This is a genomic window from Pontibacter silvestris (assembly GCF_020907275.1).
Lineage (GTDB): Bacteria > Bacteroidota > Bacteroidia > Cytophagales > Hymenobacteraceae > Pontibacter > Pontibacter silvestris.
This window is the reverse complement of record NZ_JAJJWI010000009.1, coordinates 66,078-90,923: the sequence shown is the minus strand read 5'-3', so window position 1 is coordinate 90,923 and position 24,846 is coordinate 66,078. Positions and strand designations below refer to the sequence as shown.

Sequence of the window (24,846 nt, the reverse complement as noted above, 5' to 3'; positions counted from 1 at the left end):
CTGAGGATAAATAAGAGTTATAGATGATTTTACAATGGCAGTTACAATTTCGGAAAGGCGAGATATTGAACCTGGCGATATTATAGCTTTATATGAAGCTAACAAATGGAGCGCTGCTAGTAAACCAACTGAGTTATACAATGCGCTTACGCATTCTCATACACTAATCACAGCCTGGGACAGAGATATATTGATAGGCCTTGGCAATGCTGTCTCCGATGGATACTTAGTTGTTTATTATCCACATTTACTTGTCCACCCAAACTATCAGGGGAAAGGCGTAGGACGATTAATTATTGAAAGAATGCAGGAAAAGTATGGCCACTTTCATATGCAAATGTTAACTGCAGACGGAGGTGCAACGATCTTTTATGAAAAGCTTGGGTTTGTACGGGCTGGACATACGGTGCCCATGTGGATTTATAAGGGAGATGAGCATTAGGATAGGAAAGTTTTGAGAAGGCTTATTAGGAGAGGTATGCGAAATGGCTGACCCAAAAATGAAAAAGTAAAATGCCTATTCATTATACTTTGCTACAGTTCAGATTTTATCAGCCCAGGGAAGCAGGATGAAGCTTTCGTCTTTAGGAAGCTCCAAACAAACAAGGTTATTACTCCTGATGTAATAAAAAGATACTAAATACATCCTACATTACAGCAGTTTCACCTCATCTCAAAGATAAACATGAAAGCAGGCTGTCACTATAAGGTTCGACATTTGCTGAGTGAAAGATTCTGAGTTATCTACGTATTTTGTGTATCAGCCTACTGCTAATGTTTTTGTAAAAGCGGCTGTTCTTATCTGCCCTCATTTTTAGTGATGCAGTCATATATGGAGAATAGAGCAAAATAATTGCATAATACATACAACTCCCAATCTTCTTTTCCATCTAAACCAAGCAGTTTAAGATTATACAGAGTGATTTTTATATTATTTTTATTAGATGTATACTATATATGAGTTATTATTTATTAATAATGTTATAACTTGCATTAATTTAAATAGATTAAATATATATCTACTTAAATAATAAGATTAAGCCTTGTAGTTGTCATTTTATAGCTTGTTTAAATTATAGGTTTAGCTGCTGTAGTTCTGATATATGCAGGCACAATGGGAAGGGATATCATAGCGTTGCTTCATCTGTGAGTATTGTAAAGGCTACTAAGTAATAAAGATATCTGAAGGCAATGTGCCGCACATAGGTAGTATGCAAAGAGACAATAAAATCAGGAAGTTCTGGTTTTATGTTTTGAGGGAGCTATTTGTGAAGCAGGAGCAGGTAAAGAGAGTACGTTTTGCAAAATAGAAATCATCAATAAAGCTTAGTAAGATATTAGTAAATGTTTATAATAATATGCTGAATGACTTTTTGTAGAACTGTATGGTTCATGAATGATGCTCCGGCATCTGGCTTTTTGACAAAGCAAAGCACCCTGCAACATAACCTTTTAAAGGAAGCTCTTTCTTTTATTGCTGTGGAAAATGTATTCTCTTTTTTTAACAAAGGTGAAAACCTGCAATGGGTTTTGCTGCCAGATACTAGTTTGCCGGACGTAAAGGTGCCTGGTCTGGACGGTTGGGGCTTTCTGGGGGCTTCTTGCCGTTTCACTAAAAGTGTAAGAGAAAGTTGTCCTTTATATCCACTTCCCTCCTCAGTAGACTATCACAACATCAACTTATACAAGCCTATTCTCAGGGGAGATATTGAAAGCATAAGTCTTGCTAAACCTAGGTCTCTGCAATTTTCAAGGCTAATCTGAAAGTGTGTGTTATTGAAAACATGATTATTCCCTATGAAGTCAACACCAAGCACTGCCTTTAAAACAAATACCCTGGACGATATCAACAGTTCAAATATCCGTTACTCCATCAGCCTTAGTTTTGAAGAAATCAGACTACCGCCATTCCAGGACATACTTATTCTGAGTAAAAACTGCGCGCAAGGCAGAATTGGTCTTAACAAGTCTTTTGAGTTAATGGCTCCAAATGGGTTTGCCTCGTTTGAAGTAGACGACGATAAAGTAGAGGCAGTGTTCATCAACAAAAAGATTCTGTCTAAAATATCTGCCGAAAAGCTGCTGCGCATCTTAAAGTCCAAAGTGTTTGACTACGTATCGGAAGGAGAGTTGCTGAAAGTAGATCTTAAGGTATCCATGTCATACACCAATATTGAATATGAAATATAATGGCACCAATTTCTAAGTTCATTAGGCACAGTTACCTTACCACCAGCCAGTATGTTGGTATTAATGCAATAAAAGCTGAGTTAGCTCATTCCAATGCTATTGTTGTACTGGATGAGGATACTCAAGCCTTCTTAGGAGTTCTAACGCCGTTTGACCTTATCCAAAAGCCTCATAACCTTGTTGTGGACTGTCTTTCTGATAAGCCTGTACTTGCACCCGATTGTAAAATTGAAGAAGCATTAGAGGTAATGGAGAACGTGCATGCAGAGGTTCTGCCTGTAATCAACAATATGGAATTAGAAGGGCTTATTTATAAAGACGATCTTATCCGGTTCCTTTCCTCTCAAAAGACCATCTTGGAAAAAAGGGCCAACAATAAAAGAATTACCATACAGCGGCAAAATGAAGTAATAGAGAAGGCGTATAGAATTGAGAAGGCACTATATTACAGTACTAAATCTGCCAGGCTCTTGCTTGCTCCTGATGGTACTGTTCTTTTTTTCAATCAAACAGCTTATGAAAGCTCCGGGGCTCCTCCTATAAGTTTACTGCACGTTGGTAGCAACCTGAGGCAGTATGCCAATGATATCCCTCACTTGGTTGGCAGCAACTTTGATCGCGACTTTGAAAAAGCATTACATGGAGAAAGTGTAGTTGTAGAGAGTGAACTTCTCTATAAGGAGGCAGGAGTTTGGCTTAGAACAGAATATAATCCTGTTACTGTAGAGAATCAGATGGTAGGTGTCTCGGTGGTAACTACGGATATTAGTGAAAGGAAACACAATGAGCTTTTTATTAACAGGCAAAATGAAGTGCTACGGGAAATTATACATACGCAGTCGCATGTATTGAGGCGTCCTGTCGCTAACATATTGGGCTTGGTAAACTTGCTGAACAGGAAAGCTCAAATGGAAGGAGAGGATAAAATGGTGTTAAGTATGCTGGAAGTATCCACAAAGGAACTTGACGATATTATTAGGGATATTGTGGAGAAGGCTTCTTTCGTGGAATAATTTACAAGAATCCGAAGACCTGGATTAAAGAACCTTCTTAAGCTTATACATCTACCTGTTTGAGTTAAACAAGAATTTTTGCTATTTGTATTATTACAATCTATCCTTCCAACGCAGGGAAAGCGAGAGAATAGAATATACATTTCCAGCATGTCTGCTTGTGTTGAGCCTGTTCCCTCTCAAGAACAATTATAACTTTTACTAATTGGAGCCTACAAGTTGAAAATTCGAGTTGGCTCAAAAGCAGGTGGTGCATAAAAACATAACTACTCTACTCCTTAAGAGCTTATATACAACCTGCTTTTGAGCCAAAAGAGAACAGATAATGCGCTGTGGTTACTCTGCGTTGGCTCTGCAAAGCATAGAAAATTACTTACATCCCCTTTGCTTGGTTCATGTTCGCCGGCAAAAGTAAAACCTAAGTAAGCTCTATGCAGGTTCTTCCAGAAAATCCACTTGTCCTGTATCCATATCATATAGCCCGCCGATAATCCTGATCCTGCCTTCCTCTTCCATAGTCTTTAATATCGGGCTTTCTTTTCTGATCTGTCGAATTGTCAGCCGTACATTATTCTCAGTTACCTTATGTACAAACGTTTCATTTGTACTTGTTTTTTCTCCCTCAAAGTCAGCAGATAAATCCAGGGCAGGCTTTATCTTAGCTAACATACGGGTAATGTTTCCTATCTCTACCTGGTCAATGGCGCTTTTTATGGCCCCACAATGCTCATGCCCTAACACTACTACCAACTTTGAGCCAGCTACATGGCAGGCGAACTCCATACTTCCCAATATATCTTCATTTACAAAATTTCCTGCAACACGCGCTACAAACATATCTCCGATGCCCCGGTCGAACACGTCTTCCACTGGTACACGGGAGTCAATGCAAGACAGGATAATTGCCTTCGGGTATTGCCCCTGTACAGCCTTGCGCACCTGTTCTTTATGGTTTCTTAAGGTGATGGCGCCTCGTACGAAACGTTGGTTGCCCTCCCTTAATAACTGAATGACGGCATCAGGTGTTAAGCTATCCTGCTCCTCTTTAGTAAGTACATCTTCTACTAAACCTTCTCCTTCTATGTTGATTATAATGTTTTTTTTCTCTGCCATATGTTATTTTTATTTGTGACTCCTACCATAGACAACGCTTGGGCAGGATAGGGTTTGTCCTTCTACTTTCAAGAGCATTAAAAGGATGTTTTGATAACAGTTCAGCTTTAGAGCATGTTTAAATTTTGTTCTTGCAAGCGAAAATGAATCAGGATGAGTTTAGCGAAAAAAGCACAGCCTGATTCCTTTAGTACCATTTGCGGCACAAAGGGTGAAATTAAGCAGCTTTTAACTAAAAAAGCAAGCTAGTCCTGTCACTTACTATGCATTTCCTAAAAAAACGCTTCAGGAAAGGAGCCGTTTTGCTCTCCCGGCTCTCTGATACTCTGGCAGGTGTTCCGGCTGCGATAATCTTGCCGCCTTCCTCACCTGCACCAGGGCCAATATCAATAACCCAATCGCTGCCAGCTACAACGCGCATAGTATGTTCTACTACTATTACTGTGTTTCCAGCTTCTACGAGGTTATCCAATTGCACCATCAGCTTTTCTACGTCAGCAGGGTGGAGGCCGGTAGTGGGTTCATCCAAGATGTAAAGCGTGTTGCCGCGCTGTGCCCGCTGTAGTTCGGTTGCCAGTTTAATTCGCTGCGCCTCTCCACCGGAAAGCTCTGTAGCAGGCTGCCCAAGGCGCAAATAACCCAACCCGACTTCCCGCAAAACCGTAAGCGCCCGGTGCACCAGCGGCTCCTCTTCGAAAAACTCCCAGGCAGTATCTACCGTCATGCCAAGTACATCAGCAATGTTTTTGTCGCGATAGGTAACTTCTAAGGTCTTAGCATTATAGCGGGCGCCGTGGCAAACAGGGCAGGGGGCATATACACTTGGCAGAAAGAGAAGCTCCACCATTACGGAACCTTCTCCGTGGCAGTTTTCGCAACGCCCTTTGGCAACATTAAACGAGAAACGGCCAGCATCATACTTGCGTGCCTTCGCCATTTTTGTGTTGGCGAAAAGCTTACGCACGTGGTCAAACAGCCCGGTATAGGTAGCCATATTAGAGCGCGGCGTACGCCCAATGGCTTTTTGGTCTACCCGCACCAGTCGCTTTATACTTTCCATACCTGCTGTAATGTGCCCACCCGATGGAACAGGTGCTGCACGCTCAAGGGCCTCGCCTTCTTCTTCCTCGGTTGGCAAAGCCTGCCCTAGCTGCTCAGCTACCAACTCTACCAGCACCTGGCTTACCAGACTGGACTTGCCGGAGCCCGATACCCCGGTAACGGTAGTAAAAGCACCCAATGGGAATTCAGTATCCAGGTTCTTTAGGTTATGGCGTGTTATACCGCTTAAACGAAGCCAACCAGCAGGAGTACGTGGCGTATGGGGATGTACTTTTGAATTATTGAAAAGATAGCTTGCTGTTTGGGAGGTCGTAACCTGTTGCAGCCCTTCAGGCGGACCACTGTATAATATTTCGCCTCCTTTTTCTCCTGCCTCCGGACCTACATCTACTAGCCAGTCGGCATGACGGACTACATCCAGATTATGCTCCACCACAAACAGCGAATTGCCTGCTTTTTTTAGTCCTTCCAGAGCAGTTAGCAGTGCTAAAGTATCAGAAGGATGTAGCCCGGCAGAAGGTTCATCGAGTACATACACCACGCCAAACAGGTGGGAGTACAGCTGTGTGGCAAGCCGTAAACGCTGGAGTTCGCCCGGCGATAAGGTCGGTGTGCTACGTTCCGGCGACAGATAACCTAACCCTAGGTCTAACAACACCTTAATGCGTGCTATCAGGTCTTCGGCGATGCGCTGTGCCACAATGGCCTGTTCGGGGTGTGCTACATTTCGCTGTGCTCGGTCTAAAGCTGTTCCTTCGGCATAAGGCTGAAGAGTGTTGGCTATTTGTTTCAGAGGTAGCCGCGAAAGTTCGGTTATATCGTAGCCCGCAAATTTTACAGCGAGCGACTCCGGACGCAGGCGTTTGCCCTGGCAGTTCGGGCAGTCGGTGCTCAACATGTACTGCATCACCCGCTTTTTCATCTGCTGACTGTTGGTGTTGGCAAAAGTATGGAATACATACCGCCTGGCGCTGCTGAAAGTGCCCATATAGCTTGGCTCTTCTTTTCGTTTAAGGGCAAGTTGCGTTTGTTCGGGCGTGTAGCCTGGGTAGACGGGCACCACAGGCTGCTCATCGGTGAACAGAATCCAGTCACGGTCTTTCTGGGGCAATTCCCTCCAGGGGCGGTCTACATCGTAGCCAAGGGTTACCAATATGTCGCGTTGGTTTTGCCCACCCCAGGCAGTAGGCCAGGCGGCAATAGCGCGTTCCCGAATCGTAAGCGAGTCATCGGGCACCATTGATTGCTCTGTTACCTCATAAGTTCGGCCCAGTCCGTGGCAGGTAGGACAGGCACCTTCGGGTGTGTTCGGCGAAAACGCTTCAGCATAGATGATGGACTGCCCCGGCGGGTAGTCTCCTGCACGAGAATACATCATGCGCACCAGGTTCGAAAGCGTGGTTACGCTCCCAACTGAAGAGCGTGTGGTAGGTGTACCTCGCTGCTGTTGTAGTGCCACAGCCGGAGGCAAGCCTTCAATAGAGCCTACCTCCGGCACCGCCATCTGGTGAAACAGCCGTCTGACATAGGGCGAAACAGACTCCAGGTAGCGCCGCTGTGCCTCGGCATAAAGCGTTCCAAAAGCCAGAGACGACTTGCCGGAACCCGACACACCCGTAAACACCACCAGGGCATCGCGAGGTATGGTAAGGTCTATGTTTTTAAGGTTATGCTCCCGTGCACCGCGCACGTTTACGAAGCCTGAGAATTCTTTTTTAATAGTGTTGTGAGAATCTTTTGCCATGTGGCAAGATACGTAGATTTATACTATTGGCTGGGGGAACATCCATGTGTATAGAGCAGAAGCAAGTGTACCTTGAAAGTATGGGAGCCTCTTAATTCATTTAAATGTATCTCAACTATCCTATCCATTAATTAAAATTTAACGCTATAGCTCATAAGAACCAAAACGAAGTTGCAGTCACCAACTGAATATTTCACTTTTTAAAAATTCCAGTGATGCTTCGTGCGATCAGTAGTGTTGTTAGGCCACCAATAGCTACTATTTTTATTATTGTCTGCGGATCGCGTATGGTGCGAAACCGAGTGTTCCCTTCTTTCATCTCGATGTAGCCTACGGGTATAATGGCAATTCCTCCGCCAGCCCCTGAGCCCTCACCATCTGGTTTCGCGCCTGTTCCGCCACCGAAACCATACATAGCTTTGGAGACAGGAATTACCGTAACACCATTCCGCTCTACCGCCTCACCATAGATGGTTGAACTGTTAGCAGCCATACCCAGCTTTTCAGCCAGCCGTTCCACAAACGTAGGCTGCGTAGCACTGCCAGAACTGTTTTCTTTTTCCATCTGCATGCGATAAAATTATGTAAGTATAAATGAATCTGATGTACGGTTGCCACGCATTGAAGTTCAATGCAGTGACAGCAACATTGTTATCTGAGGGACAGTTTTCGGCCTGAATCGATAAAGTATAAAAGTGCAGCAGCGGCACAGACTTTATTCATCCACTTCATGAAAACAAAAAAAGTATAGGTACGCTAATTTTTCGTAAATTTCATGCTTCAGGAAGCATAGGCACCTGCACACGTCTCTGAACCGAGGGGCTACCCTTATGCCTGCCATCAAAAGGCCTTTAGCTTTATAAGGAAATATAAAGGAACAAAAAATCAGCCAAAGCCTCTGCATAGCAAGCACCACCCTATGCATTCTTCAAAGGGGACAAAAAACTTTAACTTCACATAACTACTCTTAAATCCTATAGATGTCGAAATCAAAAAAACTAAATAACGTAACACTGGGGCATGTTTTCAAAACCATTATCTGGCCCAGAAAGAAGTACCTTTCCATCGGGCTTGTCCTGATCGTCATCAGCCGTTTGGCTGGCCTGATATTGCCTGGTGCAAGCAAGTATCTCATTGATGATGTTATTCCGAATGGCGATCTGAGCATGCTGAAATGGCTGATATTAGCTGTAGCCGTCGCCATTGTGATACAGGCCGTCACTTCCTTTGCCTTAACGCAAATACTGAGCGTTGAGGCGCAGTACCTTATTTCCCAGCTACGGGCGAAGGTACAGCGGCATATTATCCAGCTGCCCATCCGCTTCTTCGACAATACTAAAACTGGTGAATTGGTGTCCAGGATTATGACCGATGTGGAGGGTGTGCGGAACCTGGTGGGCACTGGCTTTGCCCAAATGGTGGGAGGGGTGCTGACTTCCCTGATCTGCCTGGTCCTGCTCATCATTATCAGTCCGCTAATGACCTTGTATGTGCTGGTGCCCGTCGCTATTTTCGGTGTGATTTCGCTGAAGGCTTTCGGGAAGATACGGCCTATTTTCAGGGAGCGAGGCGTCATAAATGCAGAGGTAACGGGCAGATTAACGGAAACGTTGGGAGGTGTGCGGGTGATTAAGGGATTTAATGCGGAGGAGCAGGAGATCAAAACCTTTGAAGACGGTGTGAATCGGCTGTTCCTGAATGTGAAACGCAGCCTGATTACCACCAGCCTGGTAACCTCTTCGGCTACGTTGCTTTTGGGCTTTGCTTCGGCAGGGATTATGGGCATAGGCGGTTACCTGATTATGAACGGGGAGCTTACCTTCGGGGATTTTCTGGCTTTCACGCTGTACCTGGGTTTCATGATTGCGCCGATACTGCAGATGAGCAACATCGGGAGCCAGTTTACAGAGGCTTTTGCCGGGCTTGACCGTACGGAAGAAATTCTGAATTCACCTTTGGAAGATGCTGGCGGACTCAGAACCCAGCGACTGGATCATATAAAAGGCGATATCGCTTTCGATAAGGTTTCCTTTGCCTACGAACCGGGAAAAGATGTGGTGAAAGGCATCAGCTTTAAAGCACCTGCAGGTTCCGTGACGGCTTTGGTGGGTACATCGGGCTCTGGTAAAACAACTATAGCGGGGCTGGTGGCTTCCTTCTTAAACCCTGAAAGCGGCACTATAACTGTAGACGGGCACGATCTGCAAACAATCAGCCTGCAGAGCTATAGAAGCCAGTTGGGCGTGGTGCTGCAGGACGACTTTCTGTTTGAGGGCACTATAAGTGAAAACATCCTGTTCCCGCGACCAGGTGCTACAGAAGAACAGGTGCAGCAGGCGGTTAAAGCAGCCCATGTGCAGGAGTTTACCGATCGATTCCCCGATGGTTTAGATACACTGATAGGGGAGCGGGGCGTAAAGCTTTCGGGCGGACAACGGCAGCGCATTGCCATAGCCAGAGCCGTACTGGCCGATCCGCGCATACTGATTCTGGATGAGGCGACCTCAAACCTGGATACGGAGAGCGAGAGTCTGATACAGGCCAGCCTGAAAACGCTGATGCAGGGCCGCACCACATTCGTGATCGCCCACCGCCTAAGCACCATCCGCCAGGCCGATCAGATACTGGTGATAGAGCAAGGCAACATAGCGGAACAAGGCAAACACGAAGAATTGCTGGAGAAGCAGGGGAGATATTACCAGCTGTATACTTACCAGGCAAGGATATAGGGGGGAGATTTTGTTCTGGTGCTAGTGCGGGTGCGAACAACCCATCATGTCCCATAAGCTTTATGAGAAAGGTTTCTTTATGTGTTGAGGCACGCTGGCGAGGGAAGCAAAGAGCTTCTTGAAAACAAGTTTATAATTTGCGAACACAGGTCATCAAAAGTATTTATAGAAGCGGATATGCTGCTCAAGACTTAATGTTGAAGTCCATTTATCAGAGATGAAAGCTTGTAACGTCTTCTCAAGAGGATAATTTTTATTAAGTTGATCTGTTATTTTGCAGGCCATCAGAAACCGTAACTACTATAGGTGAAAGCTTAGAATGGCGATATGTTTTTTTAATTTGTTCATGTAAATAAGTCACAACAAGAGCCGTTGTGAAAATAAAAAGGAACCTGCCTACTAGGTTCCCGGAAACAATAGGAAATGAGGGTCCATAGATTTTAACGACATAAAAGGAGATGATGTGCCAGAAGTACAACCATGCAGATGTTTTGGAAACGAACATCACAAAGCTGTTATCAAATAAATATCTTAGTCTTTTAAGCTCTAGAAAACTATAAAGTAAAAGACTAACAAAAACTCCATAAGATATATAATATAAGCGAGGAGGATATTTGAACTGCTGTGTTGGGGTAAAATTATACTTAAATGCCAGGAACAACAGAACTATCAAAGAAGCCAGGCAATATAGAATTATTTCCTTCCGCCTTAGTTTTACCAGCCTGACTCCTAAAGCTGCAATTAAGATATATGCAAAACTATTGATAATAACAGATGAATAAATTAAACCTGCTTTTGTCGCTTTAGAATACCTGAACACACTATGCACATACTCTTCTGTCAGTAATAGCACTTCATAAAACAAATAGGCAATAGTTATTAAAAAGATATAAATCATGTTATCCTTAATTTGTCTGCTTAGCCTTAATAGAAAAGGGCAAACCAGTGCTATTATGAAAAAGATTCTCATAATCCAAACAAAGCCTATTCCCTCACCGATTGTTGCTAAAGTGTATGATTCAACAACTTCATTGTAGCTGAAATAAAATGGCTCATGGTTTATAAGTGAGAGCAGGTAAAAGATACCAAAGAATATTGTAAGGAAAGTCCAGGTTGGAATTACCAACCGGTTGAAACGTTTTTTAACATAATCAAAATAATTTAGTTTTTTGTTTAAACTACTTATGTAAAAAGAGGCTCCTAACAGGAGCACCATAAGGACAACATCGAAATTTCGGATTTGAAATAGCAGGTCCCCCGGCCCGCTATGTACAAATATGATAGAAATAATGGCTATGAACCTTAAAATATCTATTCTAATATCTCGGTTAAATCTGTTAGAGTTCACTCCTCTATGGTTTTGTATGGAATATTTTGAAAGAACAGTTTTTTTACTTAAGATAACTAAACGCTTAGTTTTGCCGCCTGAATCCAATTTGTTTTACCGATTTTTGAGAGAAAATTGTGTAAGAACAGGTTGATGAAAAACAGCAAAAGTGTGTTATGAAATTTCTAGGCTCAAAGGTATTGGGTGCGGGTTTGTAGCTTGTACTGTTTATGCTAATTTCCCTATTCTATTATTAAACTATGGCTTAGACACTCTTTTCATGCAGATTGCTTCTCATTTATTTTATCTAATTTTAGTAAATTATCAATCAAGATGTTTAGTGAGATCATATATGTTGTTACCTGTTGTTTCAATTTCTATCCGTGTTTCTTGATTCCCTTCCTCCATTAAACCTAAGTATTTCTTAAGCCATTCAGGTGCAGCTGGCTTTAACCTTGCTTACCTTATCTTTGATTACATCGATAAAATCCATATGAATGATTTGGTTTTATAGCTAGTATAAATTTAAATAACAATATATAAAACATAATTAATATAGTTGCTGTGATTATGTCTGTTTTACTAGGATTAATCTGGTAAAATTTTTTGAAGTACCAATGGAAAGAGAAATACTAACAGGAGACATGCTGCAGGAACACATCTTGGTGCGATTTCCCTTTTTTTAAACATTATTCTTAAAACCTTGTTCTCATAACATAGGTTAAAGTATTACAGCGTACTTCAAGATGCTGAAGCGCATAAATGCTCACCTGACTTTTGTGGCGCCATGCTGCCTTTTTTGTTAACCCAAATAACCAAACCAACCTGATGAAAAACATCTACATATTATTTATTACTTTGTTGTTCAGTTATCCTTTGTTTGCTCAATACGAGACAGTCGTTTTTGACTATGACAGAGCCTACTTCAACGAAGGGAAAGCCTTACCTGCCGAAAGCAATTTTCTGCTTACTGGTGAGGCGGGGCAAAGAGTAGGGCTGGTAGAGGTCGTTGTTTATGGCTCTTCTGATACCAATAAAGAACCTCTTTACAAGAATGTCTGGAAAAAACGTGCCACAGGTACTGATAGCAGGTTTACACTTCCTGTAAATTTCCCCCTGCGCGGAAACGAGAAATATACTTTCGTTCTTAACTATTACGAGCCCGCCTCGACACAGCAGCAAGAGCAACTCCTAAACCAACTCAGTTCGGCTTTAGATTCTTATATAGACCAATCGTTTGTGGTAAGCAGAAGCAGCGTGGAGTTGCGGAAGCATCCAAAAAACATGCGCAGCGACATGAATACCATCGTAAACCAAGGGTTAGGGCTTTATAAGAATCAGATTAACTATCAGTTCAGGGGCTTTTCTGATATCGTGCTCGATAAACTGGAACAAATTAATGACCTGAGGTTAAAAAAAGCCAAAAGAAATATTCTGGCAACAGAAGGGGACGATAGCCGGACACTCCGCCTGAAATATGCGCAGGAGCAGATAGCTGCCCTAAAAATGATGGTAAACCGGGAAGTGGCGCAATACGCTAACACACAGTTACTCGTTTTAACAGACAGTAAAAGGATAACCGATTATGCGACTGAGAAAACCAGGAACATAATTGCAATTAACGTTGGCTATGGCGGTGTGTATTACTCTGGTGATTTTGATAATTTTACTTCGGCTACCGCTCCTTATGCCGGTATCTCTATTCCGTTGGGAAGGGAGCCATTCTCTTCTGCCTTCTGGGCCAGGTCCAGCATCTCGGCAGGCGTGTTTTTTAAGAATCTGGAGTTCAATGAAGACAATGTAGCCACGGGGCCTATAGTGAAGCGGCCTGTTTACGTGGCACTGGGGTACAGAGTCCTCCCTTTTGTCCGCATTAATGCGGGAGCCACTGTGCTGCAAAGCGACCAGGAGTCCAATACTATCTCTGATTTTAATGTGGACCGGGTGTTTGTGAGGCCATTTATAGGCTTAAGCCTGGAACTTAATTTTTGGGCCGACTTAAACCGATAGTCATGAGAAGTTTTATAATTATATGTGTGCTCCTGTTTAGTAGCAAGGTGGCATCTGCCCAGCATGACCTGTACAAATGGCAGCTAAGCGGTTATACAGGTATCGCCAACTATATTAACGAAAATAACAGTACATCTGACTATTTCAATGTAAATGACAACTTGGTTTACCGGGTAGAGCTAAGCCGCAACATTGGGCATAGTATCGGGTTATCGCTAGGCTACTCCTTTGGCAATGTAAGAGGACACGATCAGCTACATAATTCCTTTACGACAGGCGTGCGCATGTCGGCACTGCGTGCTTATTTTTATACTGATAATGGTTGGCTGCTGAACACCTCTGCCTGGGTTGCTCCTTATTTTTTCGGTGGATATGGCCTTAGCACGTTTGAAACTTCTAGTGGCGTCATAAAGGAAGAATCGACAAATGTACCCGCTATACCCTTTGGCTTAGGCTTGAAGTTCAGAATAGCAGAAAGATGGCAACTGGCGGTGCAAGCAGAAGCCGTTTACCTGACGAAGTCGCATCTGCAGGTGCCTGCACTTGAGCAGAACGATCATAATAACACGTACCTGCATACGGGTATAAGGCTTGGCTACAGCTTCGGCTTTAAGGAATCGACATTTAAAGCACCGCGTTTCTATGCTGGAAACTTACCTGTGCTCCAGTCGGTGGAAGGGCTAAACCAGCCGAGGCAGAATGTACTGGAAATGATGCTGAAACTAGAGCCTAAAGAGGTGCAGATAAACAACATACCAGATTCAGCGAATCTGGTGCAGCCGGTAAGCCCTAAAAGAGTAGTTATTCTGCCTGCTGACACACTTACAGCTTCAAACAGAATAGATGTGGATAGCAGCAGTTCAGAAGGGGAGATCAGCGAGGCTAATGTAGTGTCTTCTGAGCCAGTGCAAATACAAGGTAGCACTACAAGGCCTATCAGAACGATATCTTCTGCCGGAACCATGATTCGTTTAGATTCAGTTGTAGTTAAAAGTAATATACCGCCTGCCCCTACTGTGCAAAGAAGAATAGTGGTTGCTGAAGAACCCGTTTCCCAAAGGCAAGGCGAGGTGGTAACATCTGAACAAGTAGAGGTGCAGGAAGCTACGGCAGTTCGGGAAAATAAACCTGTAAGAGTTCAGGAAACCTACTCGCTCAGAACTGAGGAGGCAGTGCCTGCCAGAGCTTCAGAAACGGAGCGTGTAGTAGAGCGGGTTGTTTACGTACCGGCAGAAAGCAGCACTGAACGTGTCAGGAGCGTAGACGCAGACATAACGCAGCTCCGTGAGGAGCGGCTTCGCCTGGCTGCCCTAAATGCGGAAGTAAGCAGGAGTCAGGCCAGGATTAATGCACTGCAGGCAGAGCGGCAGACAGATACTGTCATGCTGATAAAGGAGGCTGCCGCAGATACCAGTATGGTGCAGTACCTTCAGCAGCAAGCTGCTCTTAATGATAGCATGTTGCAGCGTCTGAATCAATACGAACAGGAACTGGCCTTGCTAAGAAACAAAACTGCGGCCCCGGTTAGCGAACCAACTGCAGTTACGCCTAAGGAAAATGTCACCACAGTCTTTTATCCCATCAACTCATACCGCGTTCCTTCTGAAAGCCTTCGGGATTTAAACCAGGTATTACAAGTACTGCAACAGAACTCTGATCTGAACGTGAAGCTCACCGGCTATACCTCTCAGTCTGGGAACGCTGCTTATAATATGGCACTTAGCCGCAAGCGGGTAGAGGCACTGGATAGTTTTCTGACTGATCAGGGAATAGCGAAGAAACGCATCCGGACAGAATACCTGGGCGATGAAAAATCTTCTCAAAAAGAAAATCCGTTAGACCGAAAAGTAGAGATCGAAATTATAGAATAGAAGGCGTAGAAAGAGAAGTGTTATTAGTAAGTACATAAGGAACCTGTAAGCAGGTGGGCGTTACAAAGAACTCATAAACGGACATCCGTCAATAACAGGTATCTCTTGAAATAATTCCCGGTCAGAAACTCCCCAGGCAGGTACACTATAAGTAGTGTGCCTGCCTGGGGAGTTTCTATAACGCTAAAGCTTGAAGAAGAGTAGCAAACCAATAAACTTAATGGCACATAAACCTACTAAAGAAGAGTTAATCGCTGCCGTGGGGCAAACAGTACCCGATGTAATTGCCCCTCATCTGAAAGTTTTGTTCTGTGGCATTAACCCGAGTGTGTACACAGCTGTAGTGGGGCATAACTTTGCGCGACCAGGTAACAGGTTCTGGCCTGCGCTTTTTGCTGCTGGTTTTACACCAAAGCTATTCCTGCCAGAAGAGCAGCAGGAGTTATTGCCTTTAGGCTTCGGCATTACGAATGTGGTAGATCGCGCCACGGTAGCCGCCGCCGATTTGAGCAAAGAGGAACTGAGGCTGGGAGGAGAGCAACTGGTGCAGAAAGTGCTTATGTATAAACCGCAAGTGTTGGCCCTGTTGGGAATTTCAGTTTACCAGGCTGCTTTCGGCCAGAAAGGCAGTGGTGTGGGGTTACAAGGCCTAATGATTGGCCCGACACAAGTATGGGTATTACCTAACCCAAGTGGCCTCAACGCACATTTCCCTCCCAAGCGTTTGGCCGAAGTATACCGTGAGTTGCGGGCGTATGTGGGGTGACTGCTGGTTCCGGTCACTAACTTAATTTTCTTGCTCAAACGGCTCTATTTTTTTCTGTAAACAAAACAAACTCCTTGTAATAATTCAGAAGAAATAAACCTGCTTTTAATATATCTACCACTTGTTGAATGCAGTATTTTACAGGTTTTTTAAAAAAGTTGCATATATTGGTATTTATTTGCTTGGTTTTTATTAGATTTAGTCTGAGTTCTATAACATGCTGATAAAGTATAGTTATCAATGTTGTGCCATTCTTTGTTGAATAGAAAGTTAAGGTACAGTTAGCCTCTTTATTTACTGAGTAATAGTTAACAACCTCTTACTTAAGAACAGAGATGTTCTGTATGAGAGACATCAGCTATAAAGCACTTGTGAAATGCCTGAGGAACATATGGGACTCTTTGCTTTTTCAGAAAAGTGATAGGTGCAGGGTTTGTGGTAATGCGGGTTTATGCGTATATTGAATATTCTGGTTAGTGCTTCTGCTGCTAAGATTTGTCTATTTAAGATAGTTGATTACCCGGTTGTACTGCTTTACAAATAAAAAGACTTATGTTATTATTACTAAACACTGCTCTGAATAGTTATATAAAGTCTGCTCATAGTAAGCAAAGCTTGCCAAACTTAATTCAAACAGAATGGAGATAGTTACCGAGAAAGATTCAAACTATAATAATCTTGAGAAGATGTCTGTCAGGGAAATACTGGAAAACATCAACAAGGAAGATAAAACTGTACCTAATGCTGTGGAGAAAGCACTTCCACAGCTAGAAAAGCTGGCCACTGTAGCATCTGAAAGAATGAAAGAAGGAGGCAGATTATTTTACATTGGGGCAGGTACCAGTGGCAGGCTTGGTGTGCTGGACGCTTCGGAATGCTCTCCTACGTTTGGAGTGCCTTTTGATTGGGTGGTGGGGCTGATAGCAGGAGGAGATGGAGCTATACGAAAAGCTGTAGAGTTTGCCGAAGATGACTTGGAGCAGGCGTGGAAAGATCTGCAGGAATATAATGTAGGTGCGCTTGACATAGTGGTAGGTATTGCTGCCTCCGGCACTACACCTTATGTGATCGGAGGACTCAGGAAGGCTAATGAAGAGGGTATTGCAACAGGCTGTATAGTGTGTAACTCAGGAAGCCCTGTGGCTGCAGAGGCACAATACCCGGTAGAGGTGGTGGTAGGGCCTGAGTTTATTTCAGGGTCAACACGAATGAAATCGGGAACAGCTCAGAAGTTAGTGCTGAACATGCTTAGTACAACCGTTATGATTCAGCTTGGCAGAGTAAAGGGAAACAAGATGGTTGATATGCAACTGACGAACCATAAGCTATACAACCGTGGAGTCCGGATGATTATGGATGAAACCGGTAAGGATGAAAAGGCAGCAGCTGAACTTCTGGAGAAACATGGCAGTGTCCGGCAAGCGATCAACAGTGTTTTAATTTCTTCTTAGGGAGTTATGGCTTCCTTAAGTAAGGCGAAAGGAAGCTCAGTATTTGAATAAGTATACAGGAATGAGATAAGCCACACCTGTTACTTTTATAAACTATTTTTAATCATCAAGCCATGCCTCCAATAGTACTTCTGTCCTTCTTGATAGGTTATTTCGCCGTACTGATAGGCATTTCTTATTTAACTTCGAAAGGCTCCTCAGATAATTCCAGTTTCTTTATTGCAAACCGGAACTCGAAGTGGTACTTCGTTGCTTTCGGCATGATCGGTACCGCTTTATCAGGTGTTACCTTTATATCGGTGCCCGGAGCAGTCAGCAACAATAGCTTTGGATACTTTCAGTTTGTGTTGGGCAATGCGGTAGGCTTTGTGCTTATAGCCACTGTTTTACTGCCTCTGTACTACCGCATGAACCTGATCTCTATCTATACTTACCTGGAGAAACGGATGGGGTTCTGGAGTTACAAGTCGGGGGCAATGATCTTTTTGGTTTCCCGCATTATAGGCTCTGCTTTTAGGCTGTACCTGGTGGCTATTGTGTTGCAGAAGTTTATTTTTGATGCCTGGCATGTGCCGTTTGGAGTAACCGTTACTATCTGCCTTGTCTTAATCTGGGCTTACACATTTAAAGGTGGTTTAAAGACTATTGTTATTACCGATACGCTTCAAACCGTTTTTCTGCTATCGTCTGTTCTGCTGTCTATCTGGTTTATATCCAGAAGCCTGAATTTGGACCTGGGACAAACTTTTGAAGCAGTAAAGAGCAGCTCCTATTCCAAAATATTCTTTTGGGAGGATTTTATGGGTAGCAAGAGCCACTTTTTGAAGCAGTTCTTAGGAGGTATTTTCGTTACTGTGGCCATGACAGGGCTTGACCAGGACCTGATGCAGAAGAACCTGAGCTGTAAAAACATTAAAGAGGCCCAAACTAACATGTTATCTTTTACGGTCGTGTTTGTGGGTATCAATATCTTCTTTCTGAGTGTCGGAGCTTTACTTTACCAGTATGCTGATGCAAACCAGATAAATGTTGCCGCCCTGCGAACGCCAGACCACCTTTTCCCTGAAATTGCCTTGAATCATTTAAATGTGATTCCGGCTGTCGTTTTTATGCTGGGTTTAACTGCCGCCACCTTTGCTACCACAGACTCAGCACTCACGGCGCTTACGACTTCTTTTTGTGTAGACTTTTTAGGGTTTGATAAGAAGCCGGATCAGGATAGTAAGCGCCTTGTGCGCACACGACATATAGTGCATGTGGTTTTCTCTTTAATTATGCTCCTGGTTATACTTGTTTTCAGGGTTATTAATGATGATTCTGTAGTAAATGCCATTTTTAAAGCAGCAGGTTATACCTATGGCCCCTTGCTTGGCTTATTTGCTTTCGGTATGATAAGTAAACGTTTGGTTGCAGACAGGCTGGTACCGTTTATCTGCCTTATTTCTCCGATTATCACTTATTTGATAGAGACTAGTTCGCTTAAGTGGTTGGGTTACTCTATGGGGTTTGAACTGATAGTGGTAAATGGGCTGATTACCTATTTGCTTTTGCTTCTTACAAGTAAACCTGACAGAGGCAAAACTCCTAGCATGATGGCGGCTTCAGGTATTCTAAAGTCAAAACAGCCAACATACTAAGCAGGAACTTATTCTAATACATACATAAAGATGGCAATGAGTGAAAAATAACTATAAATACTTTTTGTACAGGTTGTAAAGCACTCGTTTGTCTTCTTCTGTTAAAGTGGCGCTTAGGTCGCTCTGAATGAAGTGAAGTTTAAAAGCTTTAATAGCAGCTTCTAAATCTTGTGTGTCATAACCGATAATGCGCAAAGCCTCCTGAGGGTTGAATGAAGCCGGAATACTGTCGTTTAAAATAGATTTATTAACTACTATAGTTCTTTTAAAAATGATGACACTATCAAGAGAAACAGTACTATCAAGAACAGCGGCACTGTCCAGTATAATGTCTCTGTCAAGAATGGCTGTTCTGTTAAGAACATCTTCGTCATACCATAATCCAAAGCCATTTTCTGCGAGCTTTTTCCAGGGAAAAGTAGGGTTAGGATCTACTTTACGGGTAGGGGCAATGTCTGAGTGCCCTATAAAATTGGCGGTAGGTATTCCATAGGTCTTTTTCAGTACAGCTAATACCTGCAGTAAACTGTTAATCTGAGCATCAGAAAAAGGTTCGGAACCATTATTATCCAGTTCAATACCAATAGAAGATGAATTTAAGTCCGTGTTACTTCCCCACTTGCCAATGCCGCCATGCCAGGCACGCAGATAGTCATTCAGCATGTGGTAAACTTTGCCATCGCTCCCAATTACATAATGGGCACTTACTACAGTGGATGGTGTGGTAAAGGTCTGTAATGTTTTCTCTGTTGAGTTTTGAGCTGTATGATGAATAACTACATAGTTGGCTTTACGCATGTTAAAGTTTGTAGTGCCGACCCAGTAGTCGCCCATTTGCAGAAGCTCCTCATCGGGCGCTGCCGACGGAACAGCTTTTAATGACTTAGTATAAGCTTTTATTTTTTTCTTATGAGCTCTGTTAGTGGATGCATACGGGTTAGAAGAGCAAGAATAAAGGAAAGTAATTGCTACAAAAGCTAGAAGAGTTAAACTGTATCTCATAGGGAAGGTGAATTGGGTGTAGGTGTCAGAATAAATAAAGTTAAAGGAAATAGAATTTAATACGCTGATGATTATGATGTTTTTGAAACTACTTGTTTATGATACTGCTCCTGTTTTATACAGCCTCTAAAGTTGGTCTCCTTTTTTGTAATAAAGAAAATTAAAGATGTTCTATTTTTCTAATTCTTGATTGAAGTGTGGGTAAAGTGGTATTGTCTTAAATAAATATATAACAGTTCTTAATCTTTCTAATCTAAATTAAACCACCTTATTATGAAAAAAGTCTTGTTACTGCTACTCCTTGTAGGCTTTAGTTTAACTACCTGGCAAGGATGGGCACAAACTGTTACTGTTACCGGGCAGGTAACATCGGCTGCTGATAATACTCCACTGCCTGGTGTGGGTGTGGTTGTTAAAGGCACAACAAGAGGTACATTTACAGATGTATCTGGGCAATACACCATTCAGGCATCAGAAGGAAGTACTTTAGTGTTCAGGTTTATTGGATACACTACAAAAGAAATGCCTGTAGGATCTTCCTCCACTATTAATGTGGCGCTGCAGGAAGATGCCAGAAGTTTAGAAGAGGTTGTTGTTACAGCTTTTGGTATTGAGCAGGAGAAAAGAGCCTTAGGTTACTCTGTGCAGGAGTTGCAGTCAAGAGACATAACCGAAACACAACAGCCTAACATTGTAAATACCATGCAGGGTAAAGTGGCCGGGGTGCAGATTACAAATTCAGGTGGTGCGCCAGGGGCTTCGGCTATTATGCTAATACGGGGCGGTACGTCGTTGAGCGGAAATAACCAGCCATTGTATGTAGTAGATGGTATTCCTGTAGATAATACAACTGCTGTAGGCCAAGGTGGTCTGGACGCTGGAACAGCTCCTGCATCGAACAGAGCAATAGACATAAACCCGGAAGATATTGAGAGTATTTCGGTGTTGAAAGGGCCATCAGCAGCGGCGTTGTATGGTTTAAGGGCTGCAGAAGGTGTAGTAGTTATCACAACAAAGAGAGGGACAGGTGGAAGAGCAAGGATTAACTACTCTAATAGCTTTTCTTTTGATGTAGTGAACAAGCTGCCCGAGCTTCAGTCTGTGTATAAACAAGGTGAACAAGGTGATTTCGATCCTTCGGCTATGGGCTCCTGGGGACCGCAGTTTGAAGCAGGAGAAACGATTTATGATAACCTGGAAAGCATTTTTCAAACAGCTTTTACACAAAAGCACGACCTGTCGGTTAGCGGGGGAAACGACCGCTCTACTTTCTACGGTTCTGCGTCACATTACGACCAAGGTGGTATTGTAGATAACACTAGTTTAGAGCGTAATTCTTTCCGTGTATCAGCTGATACAAAGGTGGGTGAAAAACTAAAAGTTGGCGGAAGTGCCAACTATATTAAAACAGGCAGAACATATGTTTCACAGGGTAGTGCCAATGGCGTAATGGGTGCTGTGTATTGGCCCCGAAACGATGATATGAATAACTATCTTAATCCGGATGGCACTCAGCGGACTATTGCCACCAATGATAACCCTGTTTGGGGTATTTATAATAAGCCTATCTCCAGTGATGTAGATCGTTTGATAGCCATTGGAAATGTTGTTTACGATCCGTTTGAGTTTCTGAACATTACTTATCGCTTAGGTACTGACTACTATACTGATAACTTTAAGAGTGTAAGAATGCCTGGAACTACTATAACAGGCGAAGAAAAAGGAGCTCTTTCACAATCTACTACTAACAACCAGATTACTACTTCTACTTTGTTGGTTACAGCCAAAAAAACGTTCGGGGAGACAATCAACACAAGCTTAACCTTAGGGCACAACGTTGAAAGTCGCCATAGGCAAGCAGCAACATGGTATGGGCGCAATTTTATTGCTCCGGATTTTGTTGGTATTAACAATGTTGTCGAATCAGATCGTACAGTTTCGCAAGCTACAGAACGGCAGAGAATAGTAGGTGTATTTGCTGACTTAAATCTAGACTGGAAAGGCATTGCTTTTCTTAACTTCCGTGGGCGAAATGACTGGTCCTCAACTTTGCCAGTAAAAGACCAGTCATTCTTTTATCCGGCAGTTAGTACCTCCATCATTGTAACTGATTTACTGGAGGATATCGGTGCTACTTCAGGAGATAATTTCTTATCGTTTGCAAAAGTACGTGCGTCCTGGGCCAGAGTGGGTAAAGATGCACTTCCTCATGTATTGGAAACTACTCTTGCTACTTCTACCAACTCGTTTACAATTGCTCCACGTGGTTTTATTTCCAACGCTAATGATTACTATGGTAATCCAGAATTAAAGCCAGAATTTACTAACTCTTTTGAGGTTGGTGCTGATCTTCGCTTTTTACGAAACAGACTTGGGCTGGATGTTACCTATTACAAAACAAGCACCGACGAGCAAATATTAGGTACACGTTTGCCTCCTTCTTCCGGAGGGTTTCTGGCATATCTGAATGGTGGCCAGATTGATAATGAAGGAGTAGAGATTATGGTGAATACCCAGCTGGTAACGAGCGAAAACTTTACATGGGCATTAGACTTAAACTTTGCAAAGAATAAATCTACAGTAACAAGCTTGCCTGGTACATTAGATCGCGTTGAACTGTCTGATGCATGGGCTGCTGGTCAGGTGGCACAGGGGGCGGCCTTCCTGGGAGGGACCTTGTTTGGTATTAATGGTAATGTCTGGAAACGTAATGAAGAAGGACAACTGTTGTTAAACAACGAAGGATACCCACAGGTGCAGTCTACCCTGCAATACATCGGTGACCGTAACCCAGACTGGACAGGAGGTATTACGAACACCTTTACTTATAAGAATGCTTTGTCTCTTTCCTTTTTATGGGATGTGCGCATAGGTGGTGATATTTATAATGCCACTGAAAATGTGCTGGTTCGCTCCGGCTTAAGCACAAAGACACTTAACAGAGGAGAGACAAAAGTGTTTGAAGGTATTATTGAATCTACAGGAGAGCCTAACACGCAAAGTGTAGTATTGGACCAGGATTATTACCAGACAATTTATCCATTCCAGGGTTATGATTTTGTGGAAGACGGAAGCTGGTGGAGATTACGCTATGTAACGCTAACTTACACGTTACCAAAAAGACTGCTAGAGAAAACACCAATTAACAGCCTGCAGTTTTTTGGTACGGCACGCAACCTTATTTTGATTACTGACTACTCCGGCGTGGATCCTGAAGTTTCCGGAAGCGGTGCGGGTGTAGGAGGTTCCGGATCGTTCGGCTTTGATAACCTTGGTGTTCCTGCCACCCGTGGCTTTGACCTCGGATTAAGATTAACCCTATAAACTGTGTACAGATCATGAAAAAAAGATATTTTAAGATAAAGCTTCTCTTTATTGCTTCCCTACTGTTTAACACTTCCTGCGAAAGCTACCTGGACATTAATGATGATCCTAATCTGCCAACGTCAGTACCGGCACATAGCAGGTTAGTAGGTGCTATTACTACCTCAAATGGTGCTTCTATGTGGCGTGGCTCACGTGAAGTTGCTGGTGTAACACAATATGTAGCCACTGCTCTAACAACAGGAACCAACAGAAATGCAGAAACCTGGCGGTTTACGGCTAGCTATTTCTTCTGGCAAAACGCCTATGTTTTTACCATGCCTAACTGTGTAGATTTGATCGTGCTGGGTGAGGAAGAAGGAAATCCACATTTTGTAGGAGCTGGGAAAACCCTGCTAGCTCTGAACTATGGCATGCTGACTGATCAGTATGGAGCTATAGTAGTAGATGATTATTACAGTGGAACATCTCAGCTGAACCTTACACCTACCTTCAACACTCAAGAGGAAGTTTACCAGAGAATTAATCAATTGTTAGATGAGGCAATTGTTGCCTTTGATGACCCGAATAATGTTACGCCGCTGAACTTTAGTGGAGGCGACATTATGTATCAGGGGGATGTAGATAAGTGGCGACGTTTTGCATGGTCACTGAAAGCCCGATACTTGAACCATCTTTCTAAGAAGAGTGACTTATATGACCCTCAGGCAATTATTGAAGCCTGCCAGAATGGGTTTAATGCTGATGGTATGGATGCTGAATTTGCTTACATGGAGGGTGGGCAGCAAACAGACGAAAATCCATGGTATAGCTGGGGTGGATTCACAAATGAAGATCCGCTTCAGCACCGTTACTTCACCTGGAACCAGTTTTTTGTAAACCTGCTGCAGAACATACCAGTCACTGAAACAGACTATCAGGACCCACGCATCAGTCACATTATGAATCCCGCACCATCTGATGGAGTTTACCGCGGTCTTAAATCTGGCTTAGGGCTGGCAGGCGGCCAGAATGGTTCCGGGGAGTTTACTTCTGTTGAAGACTATGGATTGTTTAAGAATAGCGGCTTTTATACTAGGCCAACTTCACCTTTCCCATTTATTACTTACTCGGAAGTTAAATTGATTGAGGCAGAGGCACGCCTGCGTTCTAATGATGCAGCCGGAGCTTTAGTGGCCTATGAAGAAGGCGTGAGAGCTAATATGCGCAAGCTAGGTGTTCCTTCTGATGAGATAAATGCTTACTGGAATGCACTGGTTGAAGATGGCGTGACGGACCATTTCAATAACCTGACACAAGGCCTGAGCCACATTATGAGACAGAAGTATATTACGCAGTGCCTAAACCCGGAAACCTGGGTAGATATGCGCCGCATGGACTACAGCCAGGAAATATATGGCCCTTACCTGGAAAGACCTGCTAACATTAATACAGTAGTATTCGATGTAAATGACCCTAACCAGTGGATACAGGCAATGGTTTATGAGACAAATGAGCAGAACCGTAATGGTGAGCAAATTGGCGACAACTCTGAGCAATACCGTTTATTAACGCCATTGTGGTGGAACCGCCCTTAAACCTATTTTGGAAACTGGAAACAAAGAATC

The 24,846-nt window shown here is 43.3% G+C and carries 16 protein-coding genes; 11 read left to right on the top strand and 5 right to left on the bottom strand.

Going from position 1 to position 24,846, the window contains the following annotated elements:
* Positions 1-34 precede the first annotated feature (34 nt).
* From LN995_RS10060 to LN995_RS10050, 3 genes are all read left to right on the top strand, one after another.
* Positions 35-442, top strand: coding sequence for a GNAT family N-acetyltransferase (locus LN995_RS10060; protein WP_229960882.1), 408 nt, complete (start codon positions 35-37; stop codon positions 440-442).
* A gap of 1,355 nt (positions 443-1,797) precedes the next feature.
* Positions 1,798-2,190 (top strand): hypothetical protein, encoded by a 393-nt coding sequence (locus LN995_RS10055; RefSeq protein ID WP_229960880.1) that lies wholly within the window; start codon positions 1,798-1,800, stop codon positions 2,188-2,190.
* On the top strand, positions 2,190-3,203 hold the full coding sequence (locus LN995_RS10050) for a CBS domain-containing protein (RefSeq protein WP_229960878.1): 1,014 nt from the start codon (positions 2,190-2,192) through the stop codon (positions 3,201-3,203). Before LN995_RS10055 ends, LN995_RS10050 begins: the two co-directional genes overlap by 1 nt.
* A gap of 429 nt (positions 3,204-3,632) precedes the next feature.
* Here LN995_RS10050 and LN995_RS10045 read toward each other — a convergent pair whose 3' ends face one another.
* The 3 genes from LN995_RS10045 to LN995_RS10035 all read right to left on the bottom strand — a co-directional run bounded on the left by LN995_RS10045 (position 3,633) and on the right by LN995_RS10035 (position 7,687).
* The gene (locus LN995_RS10045; RefSeq protein WP_229960876.1) at positions 3,633-4,316 is read right to left on the bottom strand and encodes a carbonic anhydrase family protein; all 684 of its coding nucleotides are present in this window, start codon (positions 4,314-4,316) and stop codon (positions 3,633-3,635) included.
* Between the two features lie 232 nt (positions 4,317-4,548).
* Positions 4,549-7,122, bottom strand: a complete 2,574-nt coding sequence (uvrA, locus tag LN995_RS10040) for an excinuclease ABC subunit UvrA (protein ID WP_229960874.1) — start codon at positions 7,120-7,122, stop codon at positions 4,549-4,551.
* Between the two features lie 193 nt (positions 7,123-7,315).
* Positions 7,316-7,687, bottom strand: coding sequence for a spore germination protein GerW family protein (locus LN995_RS10035; RefSeq protein WP_229960872.1), 372 nt, complete (start codon positions 7,685-7,687; stop codon positions 7,316-7,318).
* 415 nt (positions 7,688-8,102) lie between these two features.
* On the opposite strand from LN995_RS10035, the gene LN995_RS10030 reads away from it, so the two are divergent.
* Complete coding sequence (locus LN995_RS10030; protein ID WP_229960870.1) at positions 8,103-9,851, top strand: ABC transporter ATP-binding protein; 1,749 nt, start codon at positions 8,103-8,105, stop codon at positions 9,849-9,851.
* A gap of 256 nt (positions 9,852-10,107) precedes the next feature.
* Here the strand turns inward: LN995_RS10030 and LN995_RS22165 are convergent, their stop codons facing one another.
* A complete protein-coding gene (locus tag LN995_RS22165) occupies positions 10,108-11,199 on the bottom strand; it encodes an acyltransferase family protein (RefSeq protein WP_377469756.1) in 1,092 nt (363 codons plus the stop codon).
* A gap of 807 nt (positions 11,200-12,006) precedes the next feature.
* Here LN995_RS22165 and LN995_RS10025 point away from each other — a divergent pair.
* The 5 genes from LN995_RS10025 (at position 12,007) to LN995_RS10005 (ending at position 18,913) form a co-directional block, all read left to right on the top strand.
* Entirely contained in the window at positions 12,007-13,188 is a 1,182-nt protein-coding gene (locus LN995_RS10025) for a hypothetical protein (protein ID WP_229960868.1), read from the top strand.
* Between the two features lie 2 nt (positions 13,189-13,190).
* Positions 13,191-15,059 carry an OmpA family protein gene (locus LN995_RS10020; protein WP_229960866.1) on the top strand — a complete coding sequence of 623 codons (1,869 nt, stop codon included), beginning with the start codon at positions 13,191-13,193 and terminating at the stop codon, positions 15,057-15,059.
* Positions 15,060-15,279: 220 nt separating this feature from the next.
* Positions 15,280-15,825, top strand: a complete 546-nt coding sequence (mug, locus tag LN995_RS10015) for a G/U mismatch-specific DNA glycosylase (protein ID WP_229960864.1) — start codon at positions 15,280-15,282, stop codon at positions 15,823-15,825.
* Positions 15,826-16,463: 638 nt separating this feature from the next.
* Positions 16,464-17,276, top strand: coding sequence for an N-acetylmuramic acid 6-phosphate etherase (gene murQ / locus LN995_RS10010; protein WP_229960862.1), 813 nt, complete (start codon positions 16,464-16,466; stop codon positions 17,274-17,276).
* Positions 17,277-17,389: 113 nt separating this feature from the next.
* Complete coding sequence (locus tag LN995_RS10005; RefSeq protein ID WP_229960861.1) at positions 17,390-18,913, top strand: sodium:solute symporter; 1,524 nt, start codon at positions 17,390-17,392, stop codon at positions 18,911-18,913.
* A gap of 51 nt (positions 18,914-18,964) precedes the next feature.
* On the opposite strand, the gene LN995_RS10000 is transcribed toward LN995_RS10005, so the two are convergent.
* Positions 18,965-19,915 (bottom strand): N-acetylmuramoyl-L-alanine amidase, encoded by a 951-nt coding sequence (locus LN995_RS10000; protein WP_229960859.1) that lies wholly within the window; start codon positions 19,913-19,915, stop codon positions 18,965-18,967.
* A gap of 273 nt (positions 19,916-20,188) precedes the next feature.
* Between LN995_RS10000 and LN995_RS09995 the strand changes: the two genes are divergently transcribed.
* Together LN995_RS09995 and LN995_RS09990 are read left to right on the top strand one after the other, a co-directional pair.
* Positions 20,189-23,239 carry a SusC/RagA family TonB-linked outer membrane protein gene (locus tag LN995_RS09995; protein WP_229960857.1) on the top strand — a complete coding sequence of 1,017 codons (3,051 nt, stop codon included), beginning with the start codon at positions 20,189-20,191 and terminating at the stop codon, positions 23,237-23,239.
* A 14-nt stretch (positions 23,240-23,253) separates the two neighbouring features.
* On the top strand, positions 23,254-24,816 hold the full coding sequence (locus tag LN995_RS09990; protein ID WP_229960855.1) for a SusD/RagB family nutrient-binding outer membrane lipoprotein: 1,563 nt from the start codon (positions 23,254-23,256) through the stop codon (positions 24,814-24,816).
* Positions 24,817-24,846 lie beyond the last annotated feature (30 nt).

Coding starts and splice junctions, on each gene's coding strand:
- LN995_RS10050 (WP_229960878.1), top strand. CDS start 2,190: ATGGCACCAATTTCTAAGTTCATTAGGCACAGTTACCTTACCACCAGC.
- LN995_RS09995 (WP_229960857.1), top strand. CDS start 20,189: ATGAAAAAAGTCTTGTTACTGCTACTCCTTGTAGGCTTTAGTTTAACT.
- LN995_RS10020 (WP_229960866.1), top strand. CDS start 13,191: ATGAGAAGTTTTATAATTATATGTGTGCTCCTGTTTAGTAGCAAGGTG.
- LN995_RS10030 (WP_229960870.1), top strand. CDS start 8,103: ATGTCGAAATCAAAAAAACTAAATAACGTAACACTGGGGCATGTTTTC.
- murQ (WP_229960862.1), top strand. CDS start 16,464: ATGGAGATAGTTACCGAGAAAGATTCAAACTATAATAATCTTGAGAAG.
- LN995_RS10005 (WP_229960861.1), top strand. CDS start 17,390: ATGCCTCCAATAGTACTTCTGTCCTTCTTGATAGGTTATTTCGCCGTA.
- LN995_RS10035 (WP_229960872.1), bottom strand. CDS start 7,687: ATGGAAAAAGAAAACAGTTCTGGCAGTGCTACGCAGCCTACGTTTGTG.
- LN995_RS10025 (WP_229960868.1), top strand. CDS start 12,007: ATGAAAAACATCTACATATTATTTATTACTTTGTTGTTCAGTTATCCT.
- LN995_RS09990 (WP_229960855.1), top strand. CDS start 23,254: ATGAAAAAAAGATATTTTAAGATAAAGCTTCTCTTTATTGCTTCCCTA.
- LN995_RS10000 (WP_229960859.1), bottom strand. CDS start 19,915: ATGAGATACAGTTTAACTCTTCTAGCTTTTGTAGCAATTACTTTCCTT.
- LN995_RS10060 (WP_229960882.1), top strand. CDS start 35: ATGGCAGTTACAATTTCGGAAAGGCGAGATATTGAACCTGGCGATATT.
- mug (WP_229960864.1), top strand. CDS start 15,280: ATGGCACATAAACCTACTAAAGAAGAGTTAATCGCTGCCGTGGGGCAA.
- LN995_RS10045 (WP_229960876.1), bottom strand. CDS start 4,316: ATGGCAGAGAAAAAAAACATTATAATCAACATAGAAGGAGAAGGTTTA.
- LN995_RS10055 (WP_229960880.1), top strand. CDS start 1,798: ATGAAGTCAACACCAAGCACTGCCTTTAAAACAAATACCCTGGACGAT.
- uvrA (WP_229960874.1), bottom strand. CDS start 7,122: ATGGCAAAAGATTCTCACAACACTATTAAAAAAGAATTCTCAGGCTTC.